Origin of the sequence: Mycetocola sp. CAN_C7 (assembly GCF_015752285.1) — a bacterium.
GTDB lineage: Bacteria > Actinomycetota > Actinomycetes > Actinomycetales > Microbacteriaceae > Mycetocola_A.
On record NZ_JADOUY010000004.1, the window covers coordinates 358,073 to 374,848 of the forward strand.

17 protein-coding genes and 1 pseudogene are annotated in these 16,776 nt (G+C 65.8%); 15 read left to right on the forward strand and 3 right to left on the reverse strand.

Going from position 1 to position 16,776, the window contains the following annotated elements; genetic code table 11:
* Positions 1-129: 129 nt before the first annotated feature.
* On the reverse strand, positions 130-591 hold the full coding sequence (locus IWX78_RS11090; protein ID WP_334684689.1) for a hypothetical protein: 462 nt from the start codon (positions 589-591) through the stop codon (positions 130-132).
* A 247-nt stretch (positions 592-838) separates the two neighbouring features.
* Here IWX78_RS11090 and IWX78_RS11095 point away from each other — a divergent pair, with 247 nt between their 5' ends.
* The 5 genes and pseudogenes from IWX78_RS11095 to IWX78_RS11110 all read left to right on the forward strand — a co-directional run bounded on the left by IWX78_RS11095 (position 839) and on the right by IWX78_RS11110 (position 4,881).
* A complete protein-coding gene (locus tag IWX78_RS11095; RefSeq protein WP_196833582.1) occupies positions 839-1,690 on the forward strand; it encodes a sugar phosphate isomerase/epimerase family protein in 852 nt (283 codons plus the stop codon).
* A pseudogene (locus tag IWX78_RS16455) lies at positions 1,687-1,905 on the forward strand (Gfo/Idh/MocA family oxidoreductase); the annotation flags it as partial. The gene IWX78_RS11095 and the pseudogene IWX78_RS16455, both read left to right, overlap by 4 nt.
* A 415-nt stretch (positions 1,906-2,320) precedes the next feature.
* Positions 2,321-3,487, forward strand: a complete 1,167-nt coding sequence (locus IWX78_RS11100; protein WP_196833583.1) for a Gfo/Idh/MocA family protein — start codon at positions 2,321-2,323, stop codon at positions 3,485-3,487.
* Between the two features lie 91 nt (positions 3,488-3,578).
* Positions 3,579-3,731 carry a hypothetical protein gene (locus tag IWX78_RS11105; RefSeq protein WP_334684690.1) on the forward strand — a complete coding sequence of 51 codons (153 nt, stop codon included), beginning with the start codon at positions 3,579-3,581 and terminating at the stop codon, positions 3,729-3,731.
* 88 nt (positions 3,732-3,819) lie between these two features.
* A complete protein-coding gene (locus IWX78_RS11110) occupies positions 3,820-4,881 on the forward strand; it encodes a LacI family DNA-binding transcriptional regulator (protein ID WP_196833584.1) in 1,062 nt (353 codons plus the stop codon).
* 54 nt (positions 4,882-4,935) lie between these two features.
* On the opposite strand, the gene IWX78_RS11115 is transcribed toward IWX78_RS11110, so the two are convergent.
* Positions 4,936-5,583 (reverse strand): sugar phosphate isomerase/epimerase family protein, encoded by a 648-nt coding sequence (locus IWX78_RS11115; protein ID WP_334684691.1) that lies wholly within the window; start codon positions 5,581-5,583, stop codon positions 4,936-4,938.
* A gap of 162 nt (positions 5,584-5,745) precedes the next feature.
* Here IWX78_RS11115 and uxaC point away from each other — a divergent pair, with 162 nt between their 5' ends.
* From uxaC to IWX78_RS11155, 8 genes are all read left to right on the forward strand, one after another.
* A complete protein-coding gene (uxaC, locus tag IWX78_RS11120) occupies positions 5,746-7,158 on the forward strand; it encodes a glucuronate isomerase (protein WP_196833586.1) in 1,413 nt (470 codons plus the stop codon).
* Positions 7,155-8,654 carry a mannitol dehydrogenase family protein gene (locus IWX78_RS11125; protein ID WP_196833587.1) on the forward strand — a complete coding sequence of 500 codons (1,500 nt, stop codon included), beginning with the start codon at positions 7,155-7,157 and terminating at the stop codon, positions 8,652-8,654. The genes uxaC and IWX78_RS11125 overlap by 4 nt, the downstream gene beginning before the upstream one ends.
* A complete protein-coding gene (gene manD, locus IWX78_RS11130; RefSeq protein ID WP_196833588.1) occupies positions 8,651-9,889 on the forward strand; it encodes a D-mannonate dehydratase ManD in 1,239 nt (412 codons plus the stop codon). The genes IWX78_RS11125 and manD overlap by 4 nt, the downstream gene beginning before the upstream one ends.
* Before the next feature lie 16 nt (positions 9,890-9,905).
* Positions 9,906-10,457, forward strand: coding sequence for a gluconokinase (locus IWX78_RS11135; protein WP_196833589.1), 552 nt, complete (start codon positions 9,906-9,908; stop codon positions 10,455-10,457).
* Positions 10,458-10,600: 143 nt separating this feature from the next.
* On the forward strand, positions 10,601-11,116 hold the full coding sequence (locus tag IWX78_RS11140) for a gluconokinase (protein ID WP_334684692.1): 516 nt from the start codon (positions 10,601-10,603) through the stop codon (positions 11,114-11,116).
* Positions 11,113-12,513 (forward strand): GntP family permease, encoded by a 1,401-nt coding sequence (locus IWX78_RS11145; protein WP_196833590.1) that lies wholly within the window; start codon positions 11,113-11,115, stop codon positions 12,511-12,513. Before IWX78_RS11140 ends, IWX78_RS11145 begins: the two co-directional genes overlap by 4 nt.
* Positions 12,514-12,567: 54 nt before the next feature.
* Positions 12,568-13,341 carry an SDR family oxidoreductase gene (locus IWX78_RS11150; RefSeq protein ID WP_196833591.1) on the forward strand — a complete coding sequence of 258 codons (774 nt, stop codon included), beginning with the start codon at positions 12,568-12,570 and terminating at the stop codon, positions 13,339-13,341.
* A gap of 10 nt (positions 13,342-13,351) precedes the next feature.
* Positions 13,352-14,395 (forward strand): L-idonate 5-dehydrogenase, encoded by a 1,044-nt coding sequence (locus IWX78_RS11155; protein WP_196833592.1) that lies wholly within the window; start codon positions 13,352-13,354, stop codon positions 14,393-14,395.
* Here the strand turns inward: IWX78_RS11155 and IWX78_RS11160 are convergent.
* A complete protein-coding gene (locus IWX78_RS11160; RefSeq protein WP_196833593.1) occupies positions 14,388-15,122 on the reverse strand; it encodes a FadR/GntR family transcriptional regulator in 735 nt (244 codons plus the stop codon). The two genes, IWX78_RS11155 and IWX78_RS11160, sit on opposite strands and share 8 nt — an antisense overlap.
* A 314-nt stretch (positions 15,123-15,436) precedes the next feature.
* Here IWX78_RS11160 and IWX78_RS11165 point away from each other — a divergent pair, with 314 nt between their 5' ends.
* Complete coding sequence (locus tag IWX78_RS11165) at positions 15,437-16,039, forward strand: 50S ribosomal protein L25/general stress protein Ctc (RefSeq protein WP_196833594.1); 603 nt, start codon at positions 15,437-15,439, stop codon at positions 16,037-16,039.
* A 124-nt stretch (positions 16,040-16,163) separates the two neighbouring features.
* Positions 16,164-16,748 carry an aminoacyl-tRNA hydrolase gene (gene pth, locus IWX78_RS11170; protein WP_334684693.1) on the forward strand — a complete coding sequence of 195 codons (585 nt, stop codon included), beginning with the start codon at positions 16,164-16,166 and terminating at the stop codon, positions 16,746-16,748.
* Positions 16,749-16,776 lie beyond the last annotated feature (28 nt).

Here is a 16,776-nt window from a genome sequence, read left to right on the forward strand (position 1 = left end):
CGGTCAGGAAGAACGGGAGCCGGAGGCAATCCGGAAGAACGGGAGCATGGCGAGAAGGCCGTGCTCCCTGTACACGCTAGCAAATCGGGTATGTCCGATTCCTCACGTGACGATGGAACCGGCGTGAGGCTACAGGCGGGTCCCGAACGTGTCGCACCACACCTTCTCATTGAACGTGCTGGTGTATTCCGACAGCCCCTGAATCTTTTCGACGGTCACTGCCCGACCGCTGATGCCATAGAGCCGGATCCGCTTACGGGTGTCTGGTGTCAGGGGGAGATTCTGCTGGGTGTCCTTCACCAGGGTGACCGTCTTGTCGGCGATGTCGGCAGCGATGGCATGGTGTTCGGCGCTGCCGATGACCGACAGGGCGTCGGTCGACGGCACGAGCTCGTCCCGCGGGATGGTGTGGAGACCGAGCGAGGCCTCCAGCGCGAGGATCCGGATGACGGCGTCGTGCAGTCGTTCGTCGCAGCCGGCCGCGATCGCTGCTGGAACGAGGTCTCTCCGCCTCATCGCCTGGGTCATTCCGACCATCATCGAGGCATCGGTGAGGATCACCCGGTGGAACTGTGCGCGGAGATCGACCATGAGGAAATCCTTGTTATCCGGGCAGCGCGGGGGAGGAGACGCCCGCTTGTGGCCTATCCCGCACTGTGCCCGGCGGTTTCGTCAACCGGTTGCCACGGATCACGGTGGATTACCATGGCCACTCGGACGCTCATTTGGCAATCGGTTGCAGGATCGACGGTCGCCGCCTAAGCTGACCGGAGTGCCCGGCGGAGAAGCCCGCCGAGGGTTCCCAGAGACGTGAACGACGAAAAGGTGGCTCGGAGACATGACCAAACCCGAATCTGTGACCTGGACCCTGTCGGGTTTCGGCGACGAGATCTCCCCTGACCCGGCGATCCAGATGGCGGTGCTCGAGGCGCTCGGTGCTTCTCACCTCGAGGTGAGAAGCACCTGGGACGTGAACGTGGTCGATCTCACCGACGATCAGCTCTCGGCGCTCGCCGGCCAGCTGACGGCACAGGGCTTCCAGGCGTCTGCTGTCGCATCACCGATCGGCAAGGTCGATGTTTCGCTCGATCCGGAACTCGAGGTGGAACGCCTGCGCAGGATCATCCGCGTCGCGCATGCCCTCGGCACCCCGAACATCCGCATCTTCTCGTTCTTCCGAGGAGACGGTGTGACGGTCGAATCCACGCGCGATGCGGTGATGTTCCGCATGCGACGACTGGCAGATGAAGCCGAACGCGAGGGCGTCACTCTCCTGCACGAGAACGAGAAGGGCATCTACGGCGACACCCCCGAGCGCGTGCTCGACCTCGTCGAGTCCGTCGGCTCGCCGGCTCTCCGGCTGGCCTGGGACAGCGCCAACTTCGTCCAGGTGGGTGTCGAGCGCCCCCACGACACCGGGTTCGCTCTCCTCCGGCAGTACCTCGACTACCTTCAGGTGAAGGACGCCGTCGCGGCGACGGGCCAGGTGGTCCCCGCCGGGCACGGCGATGGCCAGGTGCTCGAAACCCTCACCGCGTTGCGCGACGACGGCTATACCGGGTTCGCCTCGCTCGAGCCCCACCTCAGCGCAGCGCACTCCCTGGGCGGATTCTCGGGCCCCGCCGCATTCGGGCAGGCGGCCCGCGCATTCGCCGGACTGCTCGCCGAAATCGGCGTGAGCACGAAATGACTCGGGCTACCGTCGCCATCGTCGGCGCCGGCCCGATCGCGCGTGCCCACGCCCGCGTCGTCGTCGCCCACCCGGACCTGCGGCTTGTCGCGGTCATCGCTCCGGAGGAGGCAGGATCGCTGTTGATCGATACCGTCGTGAACCGGTTCGCGGGCGAGGGAGTGCGACTGTTCGCAGACCTCGCCGACCTCCTTGAAGCGGCCGAGATCGACATCGTCGCCATCGGAGAGGTGGAGGACGCTTCGGTCGCCCGATCGGCCGTCTCCGCAGGCAGGACAGTCGTCGGCGGCGAGGGTGCTGAAGCGACCGGGCCCGGTCGCCGATCACCGTGCCCTGTTCGACGAGATCTCACCGGACGTGATTCAGATCTGCACACCGCACGACACCACGCCGCTCTCGCGATCGACGCGCTCGAGCGCGGGATTCATGTGGTTCTCGAAAAGTTTCTTACCCACACCAGGGACGAGGCAGACCGGCTGATGCTCGCCGCGGAGAGCGGTTCTGGATCGTCGCCGAAGCGGCACGGAAGTCGTTCGACATCATCCAGGACGTCTACGACCAGTCGTACCCGGAGCGGGCGGGACAACGCACCAGAAAACTCTCAGACCCCACGGAACGGAACCCACAGATATGACGAAGAAAGTCCGCCTCGGAATCATCGGGCTCGGTGCCCAGGGCTCCACGTATGCGTCATTCATCGCCGACGGCCTCGTGCCCAACATGGAGGTTGCAGCGATAGCAGACCACGACCAGACGAAAGCGGCCGTCGCCTCCGAGCGTTACCCGGATGCCGCGTTCTTCGGCAACCACATCGACCTGCTCGAGAGTGAAACGGTCGACGCGATCATCACCTGCGTTCCGCACTTCCTCCACCCGCAAATGGGTATCGACGCGCTGGAACGCAACGTTCACGCGCTTGTCGAGAAGCCGGCAGGGGTGTACACGAAGCAGGTTTCCGAGCTCAATGCCGTCGCCGCGTCGAAGCCGGAGTTGAGCTTCGGCATCATGTTCAACCAGCGCAACAACCCGCTGTACATGCGGCTCAAGGAGATCGTCGACAACGGCGAGATCGGGAGCATTCTGCGCACCAACTGGATCATCACCAACTGGTGGCGTCCGCAGGGATACTACGACCAGAGCGCCTGGCGCGCCACGTGGGGCGGAGAGGGCGGGGGAGTCCTGGTGAACCAGGCCCCGCACCAACTCGACCTGTGGCAGTGGATCTGCGGTGTCCCCGTCTCGGTCTATTCGAAGGTCGCGTTCGGGTACCGACGCAACATTGCCGTAGAAGACGAGGTCACCGCTCTCGTCGACTATGGCAACGGGGCCACCGGGGTGTTCGTCACGGCCACCCACGAGTTGACCGGAACCGATCGCTTCGAGATCGTCGGCGACCGGGGCAAGATCGTCGTCGAGAACAGCAAGACCGCAACCGTGACCCGGCTCAGCCGTCCGGAACGGGAGATCTCCGAGGGCATGGGGATGGACGACGTACGCAAGCTGTTCATGGGCCAAATGAATCTCGCGGAGCTGTACACGCAGGAGATCATCGAGTTCGACTCGGCGTGGGGCTCTCAGCACGCCGGTGTTCTCGAGAACTTCGCGGCGAACATTCTCGACGGCACGCCGTTGCTCGCGCCCGGTTCGGACGGCATCATGGGTGTCCGTCTCGCGAACGCCATTCACCTCTCTGCCTGGACAGGGCAGGAGGTCTCACTCGACTTCGACGACGAGCTCTTCCTCAGCGAGCTCAACTCGCGAATCGCAGAAGAGGGCCAGTTCTCCGGACGCCCCTGACGTTGCGAAACCGAACGACCCCGTCGCGGCGCGGCGGGGCCGTTTTGCGTACCGACTGGGTGGCGGATGTTGATTTCGGCAACGATTGTTTGTGACCGTGCACCCGGAGCATCCGTACACGCAGCGGCTGCTGCTCGCCTCGCCCGTGCCTGACCCTGATCGCCAGGAGCACCCTCGAGCCAACCGCCGCCGGCTGCTTGCGCAGCAGCGTGAACAGGACATTCAGGCGGGCGTCGCGGCGTAGGCCGGGTTTCCGGTCCGTGCGATACCGTAGTCCCGACCGCAGAGGCGGCCGCGAGACGGCGTGAAACCGCGCCCGGAGGAGTACCCAGATGCCCACTGAGGCCGTTGCGAATGAACCGAGCCAGCCCGCACGCCGCGGGTCTCGCGGCAAATCGGCTCCGACGATCTATGACGTAGCCAGGCTGGCCGGCGTGAACCCGTCGACGGTCTCCCGTGCGCTCAGCCAGCCTGGGCGGATCAACATCAAGACCGAGGAGCGGATCCACCAGGCCGCGAAAGACCTCAACTACCGGCTCAACCCGATGGCGCGAGCGTTACCGACCGGCCGCACCAATACCCTCGGCCTCCTGCTGGCCGACATCACCAACCCGATGATCTTCGGCATCGTTCGCGGAGCCGAACAGGCGGCAAGCCAGGAGGGGTACACCCTCGTCATCGCGGAATCGCAGGAGTCAGGGGAGCGCGAGGCGACGACGGCCGAGCGGGTGCAGCCGTCGGTCGACGGCCTCATCCTCGGCACCACCCGGCTCGACGATGAACGGATCCAGAACCTCGCGGCGTCGAAACCTCTTGTGCTCATCAACCGTGACGTCGAAGGCGTGTCGAGCATCCTCCCCGATGTGAACCCGGGCATCGATCAGGCGCTTGCTCACCTGCAGGAGCTCGGACACACAAGCGTCGCCTACCTCTCCGGGCCGGCGAACTCGTGGATGAGCGGCACCCGCTGGGCCAGCCTGCTCGAACGGGCACCAGCCAGGGGAATGTCGATCGTCGAGATCGGCCCCGGCGTGCCGACCCTCGACGGAGGCCGGGCAGCGCTGTCCCGGATCATCGCCTCTGGCGTCACCGCCGTCGTCGCATACAACGACCTCATGGCCATCGGCCTGCTTCGCGCGGCAGGGGAGCAGGGCATCGACGTACCCGGTCGGATGAGCATCATCGGCTTCGACGACATCTTCGGCTCCGACTTCACCACGCCGGCGCTCACCACCATCAGGATGCCGCTGGCGCTCGCCGGGGAGCGAGCAGTGCGTCTCGCGCTTCAGATGGTCGGTTCTGGCGGGGACCGCGTGATCGCCCCCGTCGCGGGGGAAAAGCCCATCGTCACCGAGCTCGTCGTGCGTTCTTCGACCGGGCGCCCGACGCGCTGACGCCGGCAGGCGAGTGCGGTCGGACACTCCGCACGGGAGCGACGGTGGCCGCGACTAAAAGAGGTCGCTGTAGCCGAGCGCCATGAGGTTCTCCCTCGACGTCGTCAGGCAATCGAAGACATCCCGCCCATACACATCGTCCTGCTTGACGAGAAGATACTCCGCACCGCTCCTGATGCTCTGCTCGACGATGCCACGGAAGTCGAGATTGCCTTCTCTCACCTCGGCGAACTGTACGACACCGGTGAACGCCGCCATGAAGGCGGGGACGTCGCCCTCAGCCAGCGCCTGGAACGCCGAGTCCGGCAGCGAGCCGATGCGGTAGTCCTTGAGATGCACCATCGCCACCCGGTCGCCGTACTTCGCGATCGTGGAGACCGGGTCGAGGCCACCCCGTTGGATCCAATGCACATCGAGCTCGAGACCGAGAAGTGGCGCACGGTCCGCGATGGTGTCGAGCAGCTGCTTGCCGTCGTACGTCGCGAATTCGATGTGGTGGTTGTGGTGGTAGAGCCGGATGCCGTGTTCGGCAAGGCGGGCCGCGACATCGTTGGTCGCGTCGCAGAACTCGAGCACGGTGTCGAGCGAGCCCATCGCGTCGAACGGGAGCATGCCGATTCGGATCATCGACACGTCGAGGGCTTTCGCGTCTTCGGCACAACTGTCTTCGAGCATCATGGCCTGAACGCCGATTTTCGCCACTGAGATTCCTCCAGGGATTCGCGGCATCCGACCGTGGAAGCCGGTTGACAGCTCGGGGGACTCCGAACGACGGCACCCTCTACGCTGTCAGTTGTTATGGAGAGGACGGCTTGGCAACCGGTTGACACAAAGACCGACTCACTGTTGAATGGAGGAGTGTCAATGAAGCTGCAACTCGACCAGGACCGACTGTTTCCCTCTGACCCCGCCACGCGCGACGTGGCCAGGGCGCTGTACGAACAGGTCGCCGACCTGCCCATCATCTCGCCGCACGGCCACGTCGCTCCATCACTCCTCGTCGACGACCAGCCGTTCCCGGATCCCGCCGAACTCTTCATCAGGTTCGACCACTACGTCACCCGGCTGATGCACGCCGCCGGGGTCGACCTCGACGCCCTCGGGATACCGAGCACGTCCGCGTCGATGCCGGTCGCCTCACCACGCGAGGTCTGGCGCACCTTCAGCGCACACTGGCAGCTCTATGCCGGTACGGCATCCGGCTACTGGCTGCAGAGCACGTTCAGTTCGCTCTTCGGTATCGATGTCCATCCGGATGAGTCGAACGCCGATGCGCTGTACGACCGGATCCAGGCCGCCCTCGTCACGCCCGAATTCCGGCCTCGAGCACTCTTCGCCCGTTTCGGCATCGATGTGCTGGCGACGACGGACGACCCGATGGACGACCTCGCGGCGCACCGGGCGCTCGCAGGCGATCCCTCGTTCAACGGGCGTGTCCTTCCGACCTTCCGGCCGGATGCCTACCTCAACCCGGCCACTCCGGGGTGGTCGTCGAACGTCGGCAGGCTCGCGGACTGGAACGGCAGCTCCGTCTCGAGCTATGCCGGGTACATCGAAGCGCTCGCCGGTCGCCGCCGGTTCTTTGTCGAGAACGGGGCCGTCTCGGCCGATCACGGAGTGTTCGAGCCCTTCACCCTCGACCTGGCGCCGTCGGATGCCGCGTCTCTCTTCGATCGCGCCCTCACCGGTTCGCTCACCGCCGGCGAGGCCCGGGCGTTCACCGGCCACATGCTGATGGAGAGCGCCAGGATGAGCGTCGAAGACGGACTCGTCATGACCGTTCACCCCGGCGTCTATCGCAACCACTCGAGCGAGACGTTCGCCGCGTTCGGTCCGGACACCGGACACGACATCCCCGTGACCACCACGTACGTGGAGAACATCCGTCCGCTGCTCGAGCGCTACGGCAACGAGAAAGACTTCCACCTCGTGCTGTTCAGCGTCGACGAAACGGTCTATTCGCGTGAGGTCGCACCGCTGGCCGGCTTCTACCCCAGCGTCTACATCGGTGCACCGTGGTGGTTCCTCGACGCCCCGGATGCCGTTGCGCGGTTCCGGTCGGCCGTGACCGAGACGGCCGGCTTCTATCGCAGCTCCGGTTTCATCGACGACACCCGCGCCTTTCTCTCCATTCCCGCCCGCCACGACATGGCCCGCAGACTCGATTCCGCGTTCCTGGCCCGACTCGTACGAGAGGGCCGGATCGCCCAGCCCGCCGCCGAACGGATCGTGCGGGACCTCGTCGACGCGCTGCCCCGAAAGGTTTTCAAACTGTGAGCACTGCAACCGTCCCCGCCGTCCCGCTCACCCGGGCGGCCCTCGCCGACCGGGACGGGCGAGCGGATGCCGTCGCTGCTCCCGTTCGGATCGTCCACATCGGGCTTGGCGCATTCCATCGCGCCCACCAGGCCTGGTACACGGCGCAGGTCGACGAAGCCGGGGAGTGGGGGATCGCCGCATTCACCGGCAGGAACCCGACGGCCGCCGCGGAACTCGCGCCGCAGGGCGGGCTCTACACGGTGATCGAACGATCGTCGAGCGGCGACAGCGCCTCCATCGTGACGAGCATCGTCGACGCTGTCGATGGAGCCGACCTGGAGCGTTTCACCGCCCTGATGGCAGCGCCGTCGACGGCCATCGTCACCACGACGATCACCGAGGCCGGCTACCGGCTCACGCCAACGGGTCAGCCCGACCTCGACGACGATGCCATGCGCCACGACATCGCCTGGCTTTCGAGCAACCTCGACGCCGAGTCGAGGGACCGCGACGGCGGACCGAGCACGACACTCGGCCGGCTCGTCCTCGGGCTGAACGCCAGGCAGCTCTCCGGCGGAGGTCCTCTTGCCGTCGTCCCCTGCGACAACATGCCAGACAACGGCGCATTCGTGAAAACCGGGCTCACTGCCCTCGCCGCCCTTTCCCATCAGGTGACAGCCGACTGGATCAGCGAGAACGTCTCCTTCGTCTCCACCTCCGTCGACCGCATCACGCCGAAGACAACGGCTGCAGACGTCGAGACGGCTGCCCGCCTCACCGGATGGTCGGATGCCGCCCCCGTGATCACCGAACCGTTCAGGGACTGGGTGCTGTCCGGGAACTTCCCGGCCGGGCGCCCGGCCTGGGAGCGCGCGGGAGCCCGCTTCGTCGATGAGATCGAGCCATTCGAGCGCCGAAAGTTGTGGCTGCTCAACGGCTCACACACCCTGCTCGCCTATGCAGGCGCGCTGCGCGGCCACGAGACCGTCGCATCGGCCATCGCCGACCCGACCTGCCGCACCTGGGTCGACGGGTTCTGGGACGAGGCCTCCCGTCATCTCCCCGACGGCCTCGACCTGGCCGATTACAGGGTGTCTCTCATCGAGCGCTTCACCAACGCAAATATCGAGCATCGGCTCGCACAGATCGGCATGGAAGGCGTGATGAAGCTCCGTGTGCGCATCGTTCCCGTGCTGTTCGCTGAGCGGGCGGCCGGGCGGGACGGCGCTGCAGGCATCCGTGCCATCGGTTCCTGGCTGGCACTCGTCATCGCTGGAGCCGATCTTCCCGATTCCTTTGCTGACGACATCGCGAACGCACTCGCGCTCGGTGACTCGGCAGATGAGGCGCTCCTGCGACTCATCGACGACCGGCTGGTCGACAACGCAGATCTGCTCGTCGAGATTCGGGCAGGAGCAGCTGACGCTCGCCGCAGCACCCCCGTGGCCGCCCTCACGGAGCCGAGACGCCGCGAGACGCGTAACCACCCACTCACGATCAAGGAATCACCATGAAAATTGAGAAGGCCGACGTCATCGTCACGAGTCCCGACCGCAACTTCGTGACACTGAAGCTCACCACAGAAGACGGCATCAGCGGCCTCGGAGACGCCACCCTCAACGGGCGCGAACTCGCAGTCGTCGCCTACCTGACGGAGCACGTCGTTCCGCTGCTCATCGGACGAGACGCACGCAACATCGAAGACACCTGGCAGTTCCTCTACCGCAGCGCATACTGGCGCAGGGGCCCGGTCACCATGGCTGCCATTGCCGCGGTCGACGTCGCGCTGTGGGACATCAAGGCGAAGGCAGCCGGCATGCCGCTGTACCAGTTGCTCGGCGGCGCCTCACGCACCGGGCTGATGGCGTACGGGCACGCATCGGGCAAGTCGCTTCCCGAACTCTTCGACAGTGTGCGCGAGCACCAGGAGCAGGGATACAAGTCGATCCGGATCCAGACCGGTGTTCCTGGCCTCAAATCCATCTATGGCATCGCCTCCAACGCCACGTTCGAAGCGAACGCGGGCGTTCGATACGACCACGAGCCCGCCCAGCGCGGTGCGCTCCCCGCCGAGGAGGACTGGGACACGCGCAGCTATCTTCGTCATGTGCCCACGGTGTTCGAGGCTGTGCGAAACGAGTTCGGCCCCGAGATCCCCCTGCTCCATGACGGTCACCACCGGATGACGCCGATCCAGGCGGCGAAGCTCGGCAAATCGCTCGAGCCGTACGATCTGTTCTGGCTCGAGGATTGCACCCCGGCCGAGAACCCTGAGGCTCTGCGACTGGTTCGACAGCACACCACGACGCCGCTCGCCATCGGTGAGATCTTCAACACCGTCTGGGATTACCAGCAGATCATCCGTGAGCAGCTCATCGACTACGTGCGCAGTGCGGTCACCCACACCGGTGGCATCTCACACCTTCGGAAGGTGCTCGATTACGCCTCCCAGTACCAGATCAAGTCAGGTATGCATGGTCCGACAGACATCTCCCCGGTCGGTATGGCCGCCGCGATGCACCTCGGCATGGCGATCCACAACTTCGGGATCCAGGAATACATGCAGCACGGCGACAAGACCAATGCTGTCTTCGAGCAGTCCTTCACCTGGAATGACGGAATGCTGCACCCGGGCAACAAGCCGGGTCTCGGCGTCGAGCTCAACGTCGACGAGGCCGGAAAGTACCCGTACGAGACGGCATACCTGCCGTACAACCGTCTCGCAGACGGCACCGTTCACGACTGGTGACTGGAAGAATCGACGCATGACCATCGACACCGACAACCGAGCATCCTCCGGTGCCCAGATCATCGTGATGGGGGTCTCCGGTTCAGGCAAGAGCACGATCGGGGCCCTCATCGCCGGTGCACTCGGGGTTCCGTTCGTCGACGGCGATGCGCTGCACCCGCAGTCGAACGTCGAAAAGATGGCCGGAGGCACCCCGTTGGACGACGACGACCGCTGGCCCTGGCTGGCCACGGTCGGGTCGACGCTGGCGGATGCCGGGCGCGATGGTGGCGGCATGGTGATCGCCTGTTCCGCACTGCGCCGGGCGTACCGAGACGCCATTCTGCAGAACGCGCCCGCGACCCGGTTCGTGCACCTGTCGGGATCCCGGGAGGTACTGGCATCCCGCCTCGAGGGTCGGAGCGACCATTTCATGCCGCCGAGCCTTCTCGATTCGCAGTTTGCGGCCCTCGAGCCTCTCGCACCGGACGAACCCGGCATCGTGGTCGATATCGACCAGTCGGTCCCGGACATCGTCGCGGAGGCTGCGCGTGCCGCCTCCGCTGGAGGTTGCGCCACGTCAGCGTGACCGAACTCTCCGCGCCAGAAGCCGATCGATTTGACTCCGATCGGACGGCTGGTAGGGTCGCTATTTGAAATCTGATTTATTGGCTCATCTTGCTGCTGTAATCGGATGTAATGGAGCGTCCACCCTGTCAGCCCGGAGAGTTCATGAGTTCATCCAGCACGCCCCCGATCATCGTGATGGGGGTGCAGGGTTCCGGCAAGTCCACGATCGGCCGCGAGCTCGCTGCCGTCATCGGCGCGACGTTCATCGACGGTGATGACCTGCACAGCGCCGAGGCTAAAGCCACGATGGCCGCAGGCACCGCCCTCACAGACGACGATCGCGCGCCCTGGCTCGCGCGTGTCGCGCAGGCAGCAAGCGACGCGCGTTCCCGCGGCGAACTCGTCGTGCTCGCCTGTTCCGCGCTCAAGCGTCGTTACCGCGACAGCATGCGCGAGGTCGAGCCGAGCCTGGTCTTCGTGCACCTGTCCGGACGACAGGACCTCGTGGCCGACCGGCTCTCAGCGCGCAACCACGAATACATGCCGACCACCCTTCTCGACTCGCAGTTCGCGACTCTCGAGCCACTCGCCTCCGACGAGGCCGGTCTGTCGGTCGACGTCACCGCAGCCCCGGACGAGATCGTCCGGCTGATCCTGAAAGAGATTGAACAACGATGACCGATCTTGAATTGAACTGGGTTCTCTCAGCTCCCGCCCTCCTGGGGATCGCCGCGCTGGGCATCGCCCTGCTGCTTGTCCTCATCATGAAGTTCAAGATCCACGCCTTCCTCGCGTTGATCATGGTCAGCCTGCTGACCGCCGTTGCGACCGGCATCCCGACCGCGTCCCTGGTCCCGACCCTGCTGACCGGTTTCGGTGGAACCCTCGGCAGCGTCGCGCTCCTCGTCGGCCTCGGAGCGATGCTCGGGCGGATGCTCGAAACCAGCGGTGGAGCCCAGGTCCTCACCGACGCGCTGATCCGGAAGTTCGGGGAGAAGCGTGCACCGCTCGCCCTCGCCATCGCCTCACTCATGTTCGGGTTCCCGATCTTCTTCGACGCCGGACTCGTCGTCATGCTGCCGATCATCTTCGCGGTCGCGCGCCGTCTCGGTGGTTCGTTCCTGATGTACGCATTCCCCTCTGCTGTGGCTTTCTCGGTCATGCACATCTTCGTTCCCCCGCACCCCGGTCCCGTCGCGGCGACCGGTCTGCTCGGCGCAGACGTCGGACTCGTACTCATCTTCGGTCTCGTCGTTGCCCTCCCGACCTGGTACCTCGTCGGTCACCTGTTCGGCGGATACGTCGGGCGCAAGTACAACCTTCCTGTGCCCTCGATCCTTCGCGGTTCGAACGGCGACTTCACCGAATTCGAATCTTCGCCGAAGCTCCGGACGATCCTGTTCCTCCTCCTGCTTCCTCTCGGACTCATCTTCCTCAACACCGGCCTGAACATGCTCGCGACCGCCGGCGTCGTGTCGCTCGACGACACCTGGGTCCAGATCCTCCGCGCTCTGGGTGAAACCCCCGTCGCCCTTCTCATCACCGTCGTGTTCGCCATGTGGCTGCTCGGCTGGGCGAAGAACAAGTCGGGCAACCTCGTCGAGTCAGTCGTCGACAGTGCACTCGGCCCGGTGTGCGCGATCATCCTCATCACTGGTGCCGGTGGAATGTACGGCGGCGTGCTCCGCCAGAGCGGGATCGGGGATGCCATCGCAGCCTCGCTCAACGCGATCGGACTGCCTGTCATCGTTGCGGGCTTCGTGATCGCTGCGATCGTGCGTCTGGCGCAGGGCTCGGCAACCGTCGCCCTGACCACCGCCGCCGCGCTCCTGCAGCCCGTCGTGATGGGCAACCCCGACTACAACCCGGTGCAGCTCGTCGCCATCGTGCTCAGCCTCGCAGCCGGATCGGTGTTCGCCGGCCACGTCAACGACTCCGGCTTCTGGCTGGTCAGCCGCTTCTTCGAGATGGACGCGAAGACCACACTGAAGACCTGGACGGTTGGCCAGGCCCTCATCGCTGTGATCGGTTTCGTCTTCGCACTGGCGATCTTCGTCATCGCCGGGGCTCTCTAGGTCCAACGAAGGGGCGGCCGGTCCGGTCGCCCCAGACACGAAAGGCTGTGCCCTGTGGCATCCTCACTCTTCGACCTCACCGGCAGGGTCGCCCTCATCAGCGGTTCGAGCAGGGGGATCGGGTCGACCATCGCGCGCGGTCTTGCCGAAGCCGGAGCGATCGTCGTGCTCAACGGGCTCGACCCTGATCGACTCGAAGCGACCCGGTCCGCGTTCGCCACCGAGTTCGGTGCCGGGAACGTGTTCGCCCGTGCCTTCGACGTCACCGACGCCGATGCGGCTGCAGCAGGGATCGACTGGGTCGAGTCCGAAGTCGGACCCCTGCGGATCCTCGTCAACAACGCAGGCGTCCAGCACCGGGTTCCGATGCTCGATCTCGACGTCGCCGACTGGGATCGCGTTCTCGCCACCAACCTGACCAGCGCCTTCCTCCTCGGCCGGGAAGCCGCTCGTCGGATGATCCCGCGTGGCCTGGGCAAGATCATCAACGTGGCGTCGGTCCAGGCGGACCTTGCCCGACCGACGATCGCGCCATACACGGCGTCGAAGGGCGGGGTGCGCAACCTGACCCGCGCGATGACCGCCGAGTGGGCGGGCAGTGGACTGCAGATCAACGCGATCGCACCCGGCTACATCCACACCGAGATGACCCAGAACCTCGTCGATGATGAGGCCTTCAACTCGTGGATTCTCGGCCGTACCCCCGCTTCCCGTTGGGGCACGACAGCAGACCTCGTCGGGCCGGCCGTCTGGCTGGCGGGCGACGGATCAGACTTCGTCAACGGACAGGTCGTCTTCATCGACGGCGGTATGACCGTTGTCGTTTAGGGAGAATTCCATGAACCTGCCCGAGAGCACCCCGGCCGTCGTCGCCCACGCCGCTGGCGACCTCCGTATCGACGAGATCGCCGTCCGGCCGCCGACCACGGGTGAAGCACTCGTCGAGATCGCCTTCGGAGGTATCTGCGGGTCCGACCTCCACTACTGGACCCACGGCGCCGCGGGGGAATCGATCCTGCGTGCCCCGATGATCCTCGGCCACGAGGTCGTCGGGACGGTCGTCGCCGCGGCGGAAGATGGCAGTGGCCCGGCGGTCGGGACCCGGGTCGCCGTTCACCCCGCGACTCCCGGTGACGGAGACGGCTCCCGGTACCCGGCAGACCGGCCGAACCTCTCACCCGGTTGCACCTATCTGGGAAGTGCGGCACGGTTTCCGCACACCGACGGCGCCTTCGCCCGATTCGTCAGCCTCCCCAGCCGGATGCTCCGCCCGCTGCCAGACGGACTGTCACTGCGGGATGCCGCGATCGCCGAACCGGCGGCCGTCGCCTGGCACGCCGTCGCCCGGGCAGGAGACCTCGCCGGCAAGCGCGTCCTGGTCATCGGCGCAGGCCCGATCGGTTCGCTCGTCGTTGCCGTCGCCCGGCGGGCCGGAGCCGGCGAGATCATCGCGACGGACGTCCATGACTTTCCCCGCGACAACGCCACTCGACTGGGTGCAGACCGCACACTCGACGCCGGAGACGCTGACGCGATCGCCGCGGTCCAGGCCGACGTCGTCATCGAATCCTCCGGCAGCGCCCGCGGCCTCGCGTCAGGCATCCGTGGAGCCGCCCGGGGAGGTCGCGTCGTGATGGTCGGATTGCTTCCGGCGGGCGAGCAGCCGGCCTTGCTCTCGCTGGCCATCACCCGCGAACTCGAACTCGTCGGCTCGTTCCGCTTCAACGATGAGATCGACGAGGTGCTTGACGCGCTCGCCGACGGGTCGCTGGTGACCGGGCCCGTCGTCACCCACGAATACGACGTCGCCGATGCGTTGACGGCGTTCGACATGGCCAGGAACGCGGCCGTATCCGGGAAGGTCCTGCTGCGCTTCAGCTGATCGCGGGGGAGCGGCCGGGGTAGACCCGGTCTTCATCGGCCCAGACACCCTCGACCTCGGCGATGGTGCGGCGCATGATGTCATCCATGGCCTGGCGGGCTGCTGCCGGCCTGCGTCCCTGGATGGCGTCAGCGACGTCCACATGCAGCTGAAGTGCCTCCTCGTGCGGGTGCGACGGCATGAGACCTGATCGGGTGCGACCGGTCAGGATCTCGCCGATCATGCCGTCAAGTTGTGCGAACAGTTCGTTCCCTGATGCGGCGAGGACGAGGGAGTGAAAGCGGATGTCGAGGGCGAGGAACGAATCCAGGTCGCCGGAGCGGCCGATCGTACGCAGCTGGGCCGCGACAGACAGGAGCTCGGCCGAGAGATCGTCTGGAGCATGGGTCGCCGCCAGCTCTGCCGCAGCCGGTTCGACCGCAGACCGCAGTTCGGTGAGCGAACGGAACTGGGTGCCCTTGCCGTCCGACGCAAGTCGCCACCGGATGATCGACGGATCGAGGAGATTCCAGCGGGTCAGGGGAAGCACCCGGACGCCGACGCGCTTCACGCTCTCGACGAGTCCGAGGGACTGGAGGACCCGGACAGCCTCCCGGACGACCGACCGCGAGACATCGAGTTCGGTCTCGATCTTCTCGGCGTGCATCGTGTGGCCCGCAGCGAGTTCGCCGGAAACAATGCGTCTGCCCAGGCTGTCGATGACCAGGCTGTGCAGGCGGGAACTCATTGCTCAACAATAGCCAGCCGATGGCGCCGTGCGGGGTCCCGACAGGCCGGAGTCCCGCTGCAGCGTCAGACGTACGGTAGACTGGGCGACTGAACTTCGGCGAGGGATGCTGCACGTGCGTCGTGCAGTGCGGCATCCGTTATCGACGCGGTGGGCGAGGCATCCGGGATTTTCTTCCTGAACACGGCTTTTCCTCACGCTGACATGCGTTCGAGTTGACATGGAGTCCGGTTCGCCCCGGGCTCCTCCCCGACCATCCGGAGCGCGCTCCGGTTCACGCGATACTGAGCCCCAGGCTCACCCAAGGAGACACCATGGCTGACGACAACAAAGTAGTCGCAGAAACCCGCACCTCGTTCGGCAAGGGCGCTGCCCGCAAGCTGCGCGCCGCTGGCAAGATCCCGGCCGTCATGTACGGTCGTGGCACCGAGCCGAAGCACGTCGCCCTTCCGGCGCACCAGATCGGCCTCATCATCCGTAAGTCGAACGCGGTGCTCGAGCTCGACATCGACGGCGTCGAAAGCCTCGCGCTCGTCAAGGACGTTCAGAAGGACCCTGTGCTCCGCATCATCGAGCACCTCGACCTCATCGTCGTCATCAAGGGTGAGAAGGTCACCGTCGACATCCCCGTGCACCTCGAGGGCGAGTCCTCTCCTGGCACGGTGCACTACGTCGACGCCACGACGCTGTCGATCGAGGCGGAAGCCACCCACATCCCCGAGTACGTCGTCGTGTCGATCGAGGGTCTCGAAGCCGGCGCCCAGGTTCTCGCGAAGGACGTCGCACTGCCCACCGGCTCCACCCTGCTCAGCGACCCCGACCTGCTGGTCGTCGCTGTGTCTGAGCCGGACGAGACCGAAGAAGAAGCCGAAGCAGCTGCAGAGGCCGAATCCGAAGAAGCACCGGCCGCCGAGTAACATCCGGTCGAACGTCTCCGAGCCTGCCCGGTTCGCAACCACCCGAGAACATCGTGGTTGCGAACCGGCGGGCTCGTCGGCTTAAGGAGAACTCATGTGGTGGAGCAGGAAGAAGGAGCCGGACGTGGCAGAGAACACCTGGCTCGTGGTCGGCCTCGGCAACCCCGGCCCCGCCTACGCGCGCAACAGGCACAACGTCGGCCAGATGGTGGTCGATGAACTTGCGGCACGGACGGGTTCGGGTTTCCGGAAGCACAAGACCCCAGCACTCGTCGCCGAGGGGTTCGTCTCCGCCGGCGGTCCGAAGTTCGTGCTCGCCAAGCTCAACAGTTATATGAACGTCTCCGGGGGCCCCGTCGCCGCCCTGCTCCGGTTCTACTCGCTCGACCCGTCCAGGCTCATCGTCGTCCACGATGAACTCGACCTGCCGTTCGACACCGTCAGGCTCAAGCAGGGTGGGGGACACGGGGGTCACAACGGGCTCCGCGACATCGCCAAGGCGGCCGACAGCCCGGAGTTCCTGCGGGTCCGCGTCGGTATCGGGCGCCCGCCCGGTCGCCAGGACGCCGCAGACTTCGTTCTCAGGGATTTTGCCGGCGCCGAGCGCGAGCTGCTCCCCAACCTCGTCTCGGATGCCGCCGACGCCGTCGAACTCATCGCGACGAGCGGCCTGCAGGCCGCCCAACTGAAAATCCATTCGCCGTCCTGAGCGCCAGCACCGGCCCGGCCGGCAAGCG

Excerpts from the sequence above, each read along its gene's own strand:
- IWX78_RS11090 (WP_334684689.1), bottom strand. The coding sequence starts at position 591 with ATGGTCGATCTCCGCGCACAGTTCCACCGGGTGATCCTCACCGATGCC.
- IWX78_RS11095 (WP_196833582.1), top strand. The coding sequence starts at position 839 with ATGACCAAACCCGAATCTGTGACCTGGACCCTGTCGGGTTTCGGCGAC.
- IWX78_RS11100 (WP_196833583.1), top strand. The coding sequence starts at position 2,321 with ATGACGAAGAAAGTCCGCCTCGGAATCATCGGGCTCGGTGCCCAGGGC.
- IWX78_RS11110 (WP_196833584.1), top strand. The coding sequence starts at position 3,820 with ATGCCCACTGAGGCCGTTGCGAATGAACCGAGCCAGCCCGCACGCCGC.
- uxaC (WP_196833586.1), top strand. The coding sequence starts at position 5,746 with ATGAAGCTGCAACTCGACCAGGACCGACTGTTTCCCTCTGACCCCGCC.
- manD (WP_196833588.1), top strand. The coding sequence starts at position 8,651 with ATGAAAATTGAGAAGGCCGACGTCATCGTCACGAGTCCCGACCGCAAC.
- IWX78_RS11135 (WP_196833589.1), top strand. The coding sequence starts at position 9,906 with ATGACCATCGACACCGACAACCGAGCATCCTCCGGTGCCCAGATCATC.
- IWX78_RS11140 (WP_334684692.1), top strand. The coding sequence starts at position 10,601 with ATGAGTTCATCCAGCACGCCCCCGATCATCGTGATGGGGGTGCAGGGT.
- IWX78_RS11145 (WP_196833590.1), top strand. The coding sequence starts at position 11,113 with ATGACCGATCTTGAATTGAACTGGGTTCTCTCAGCTCCCGCCCTCCTG.
- IWX78_RS11155 (WP_196833592.1), top strand. The coding sequence starts at position 13,352 with ATGAACCTGCCCGAGAGCACCCCGGCCGTCGTCGCCCACGCCGCTGGC.
- IWX78_RS11160 (WP_196833593.1), bottom strand. The coding sequence starts at position 15,122 with ATGAGTTCCCGCCTGCACAGCCTGGTCATCGACAGCCTGGGCAGACGC.
- IWX78_RS11165 (WP_196833594.1), top strand. The coding sequence starts at position 15,437 with ATGGCTGACGACAACAAAGTAGTCGCAGAAACCCGCACCTCGTTCGGC.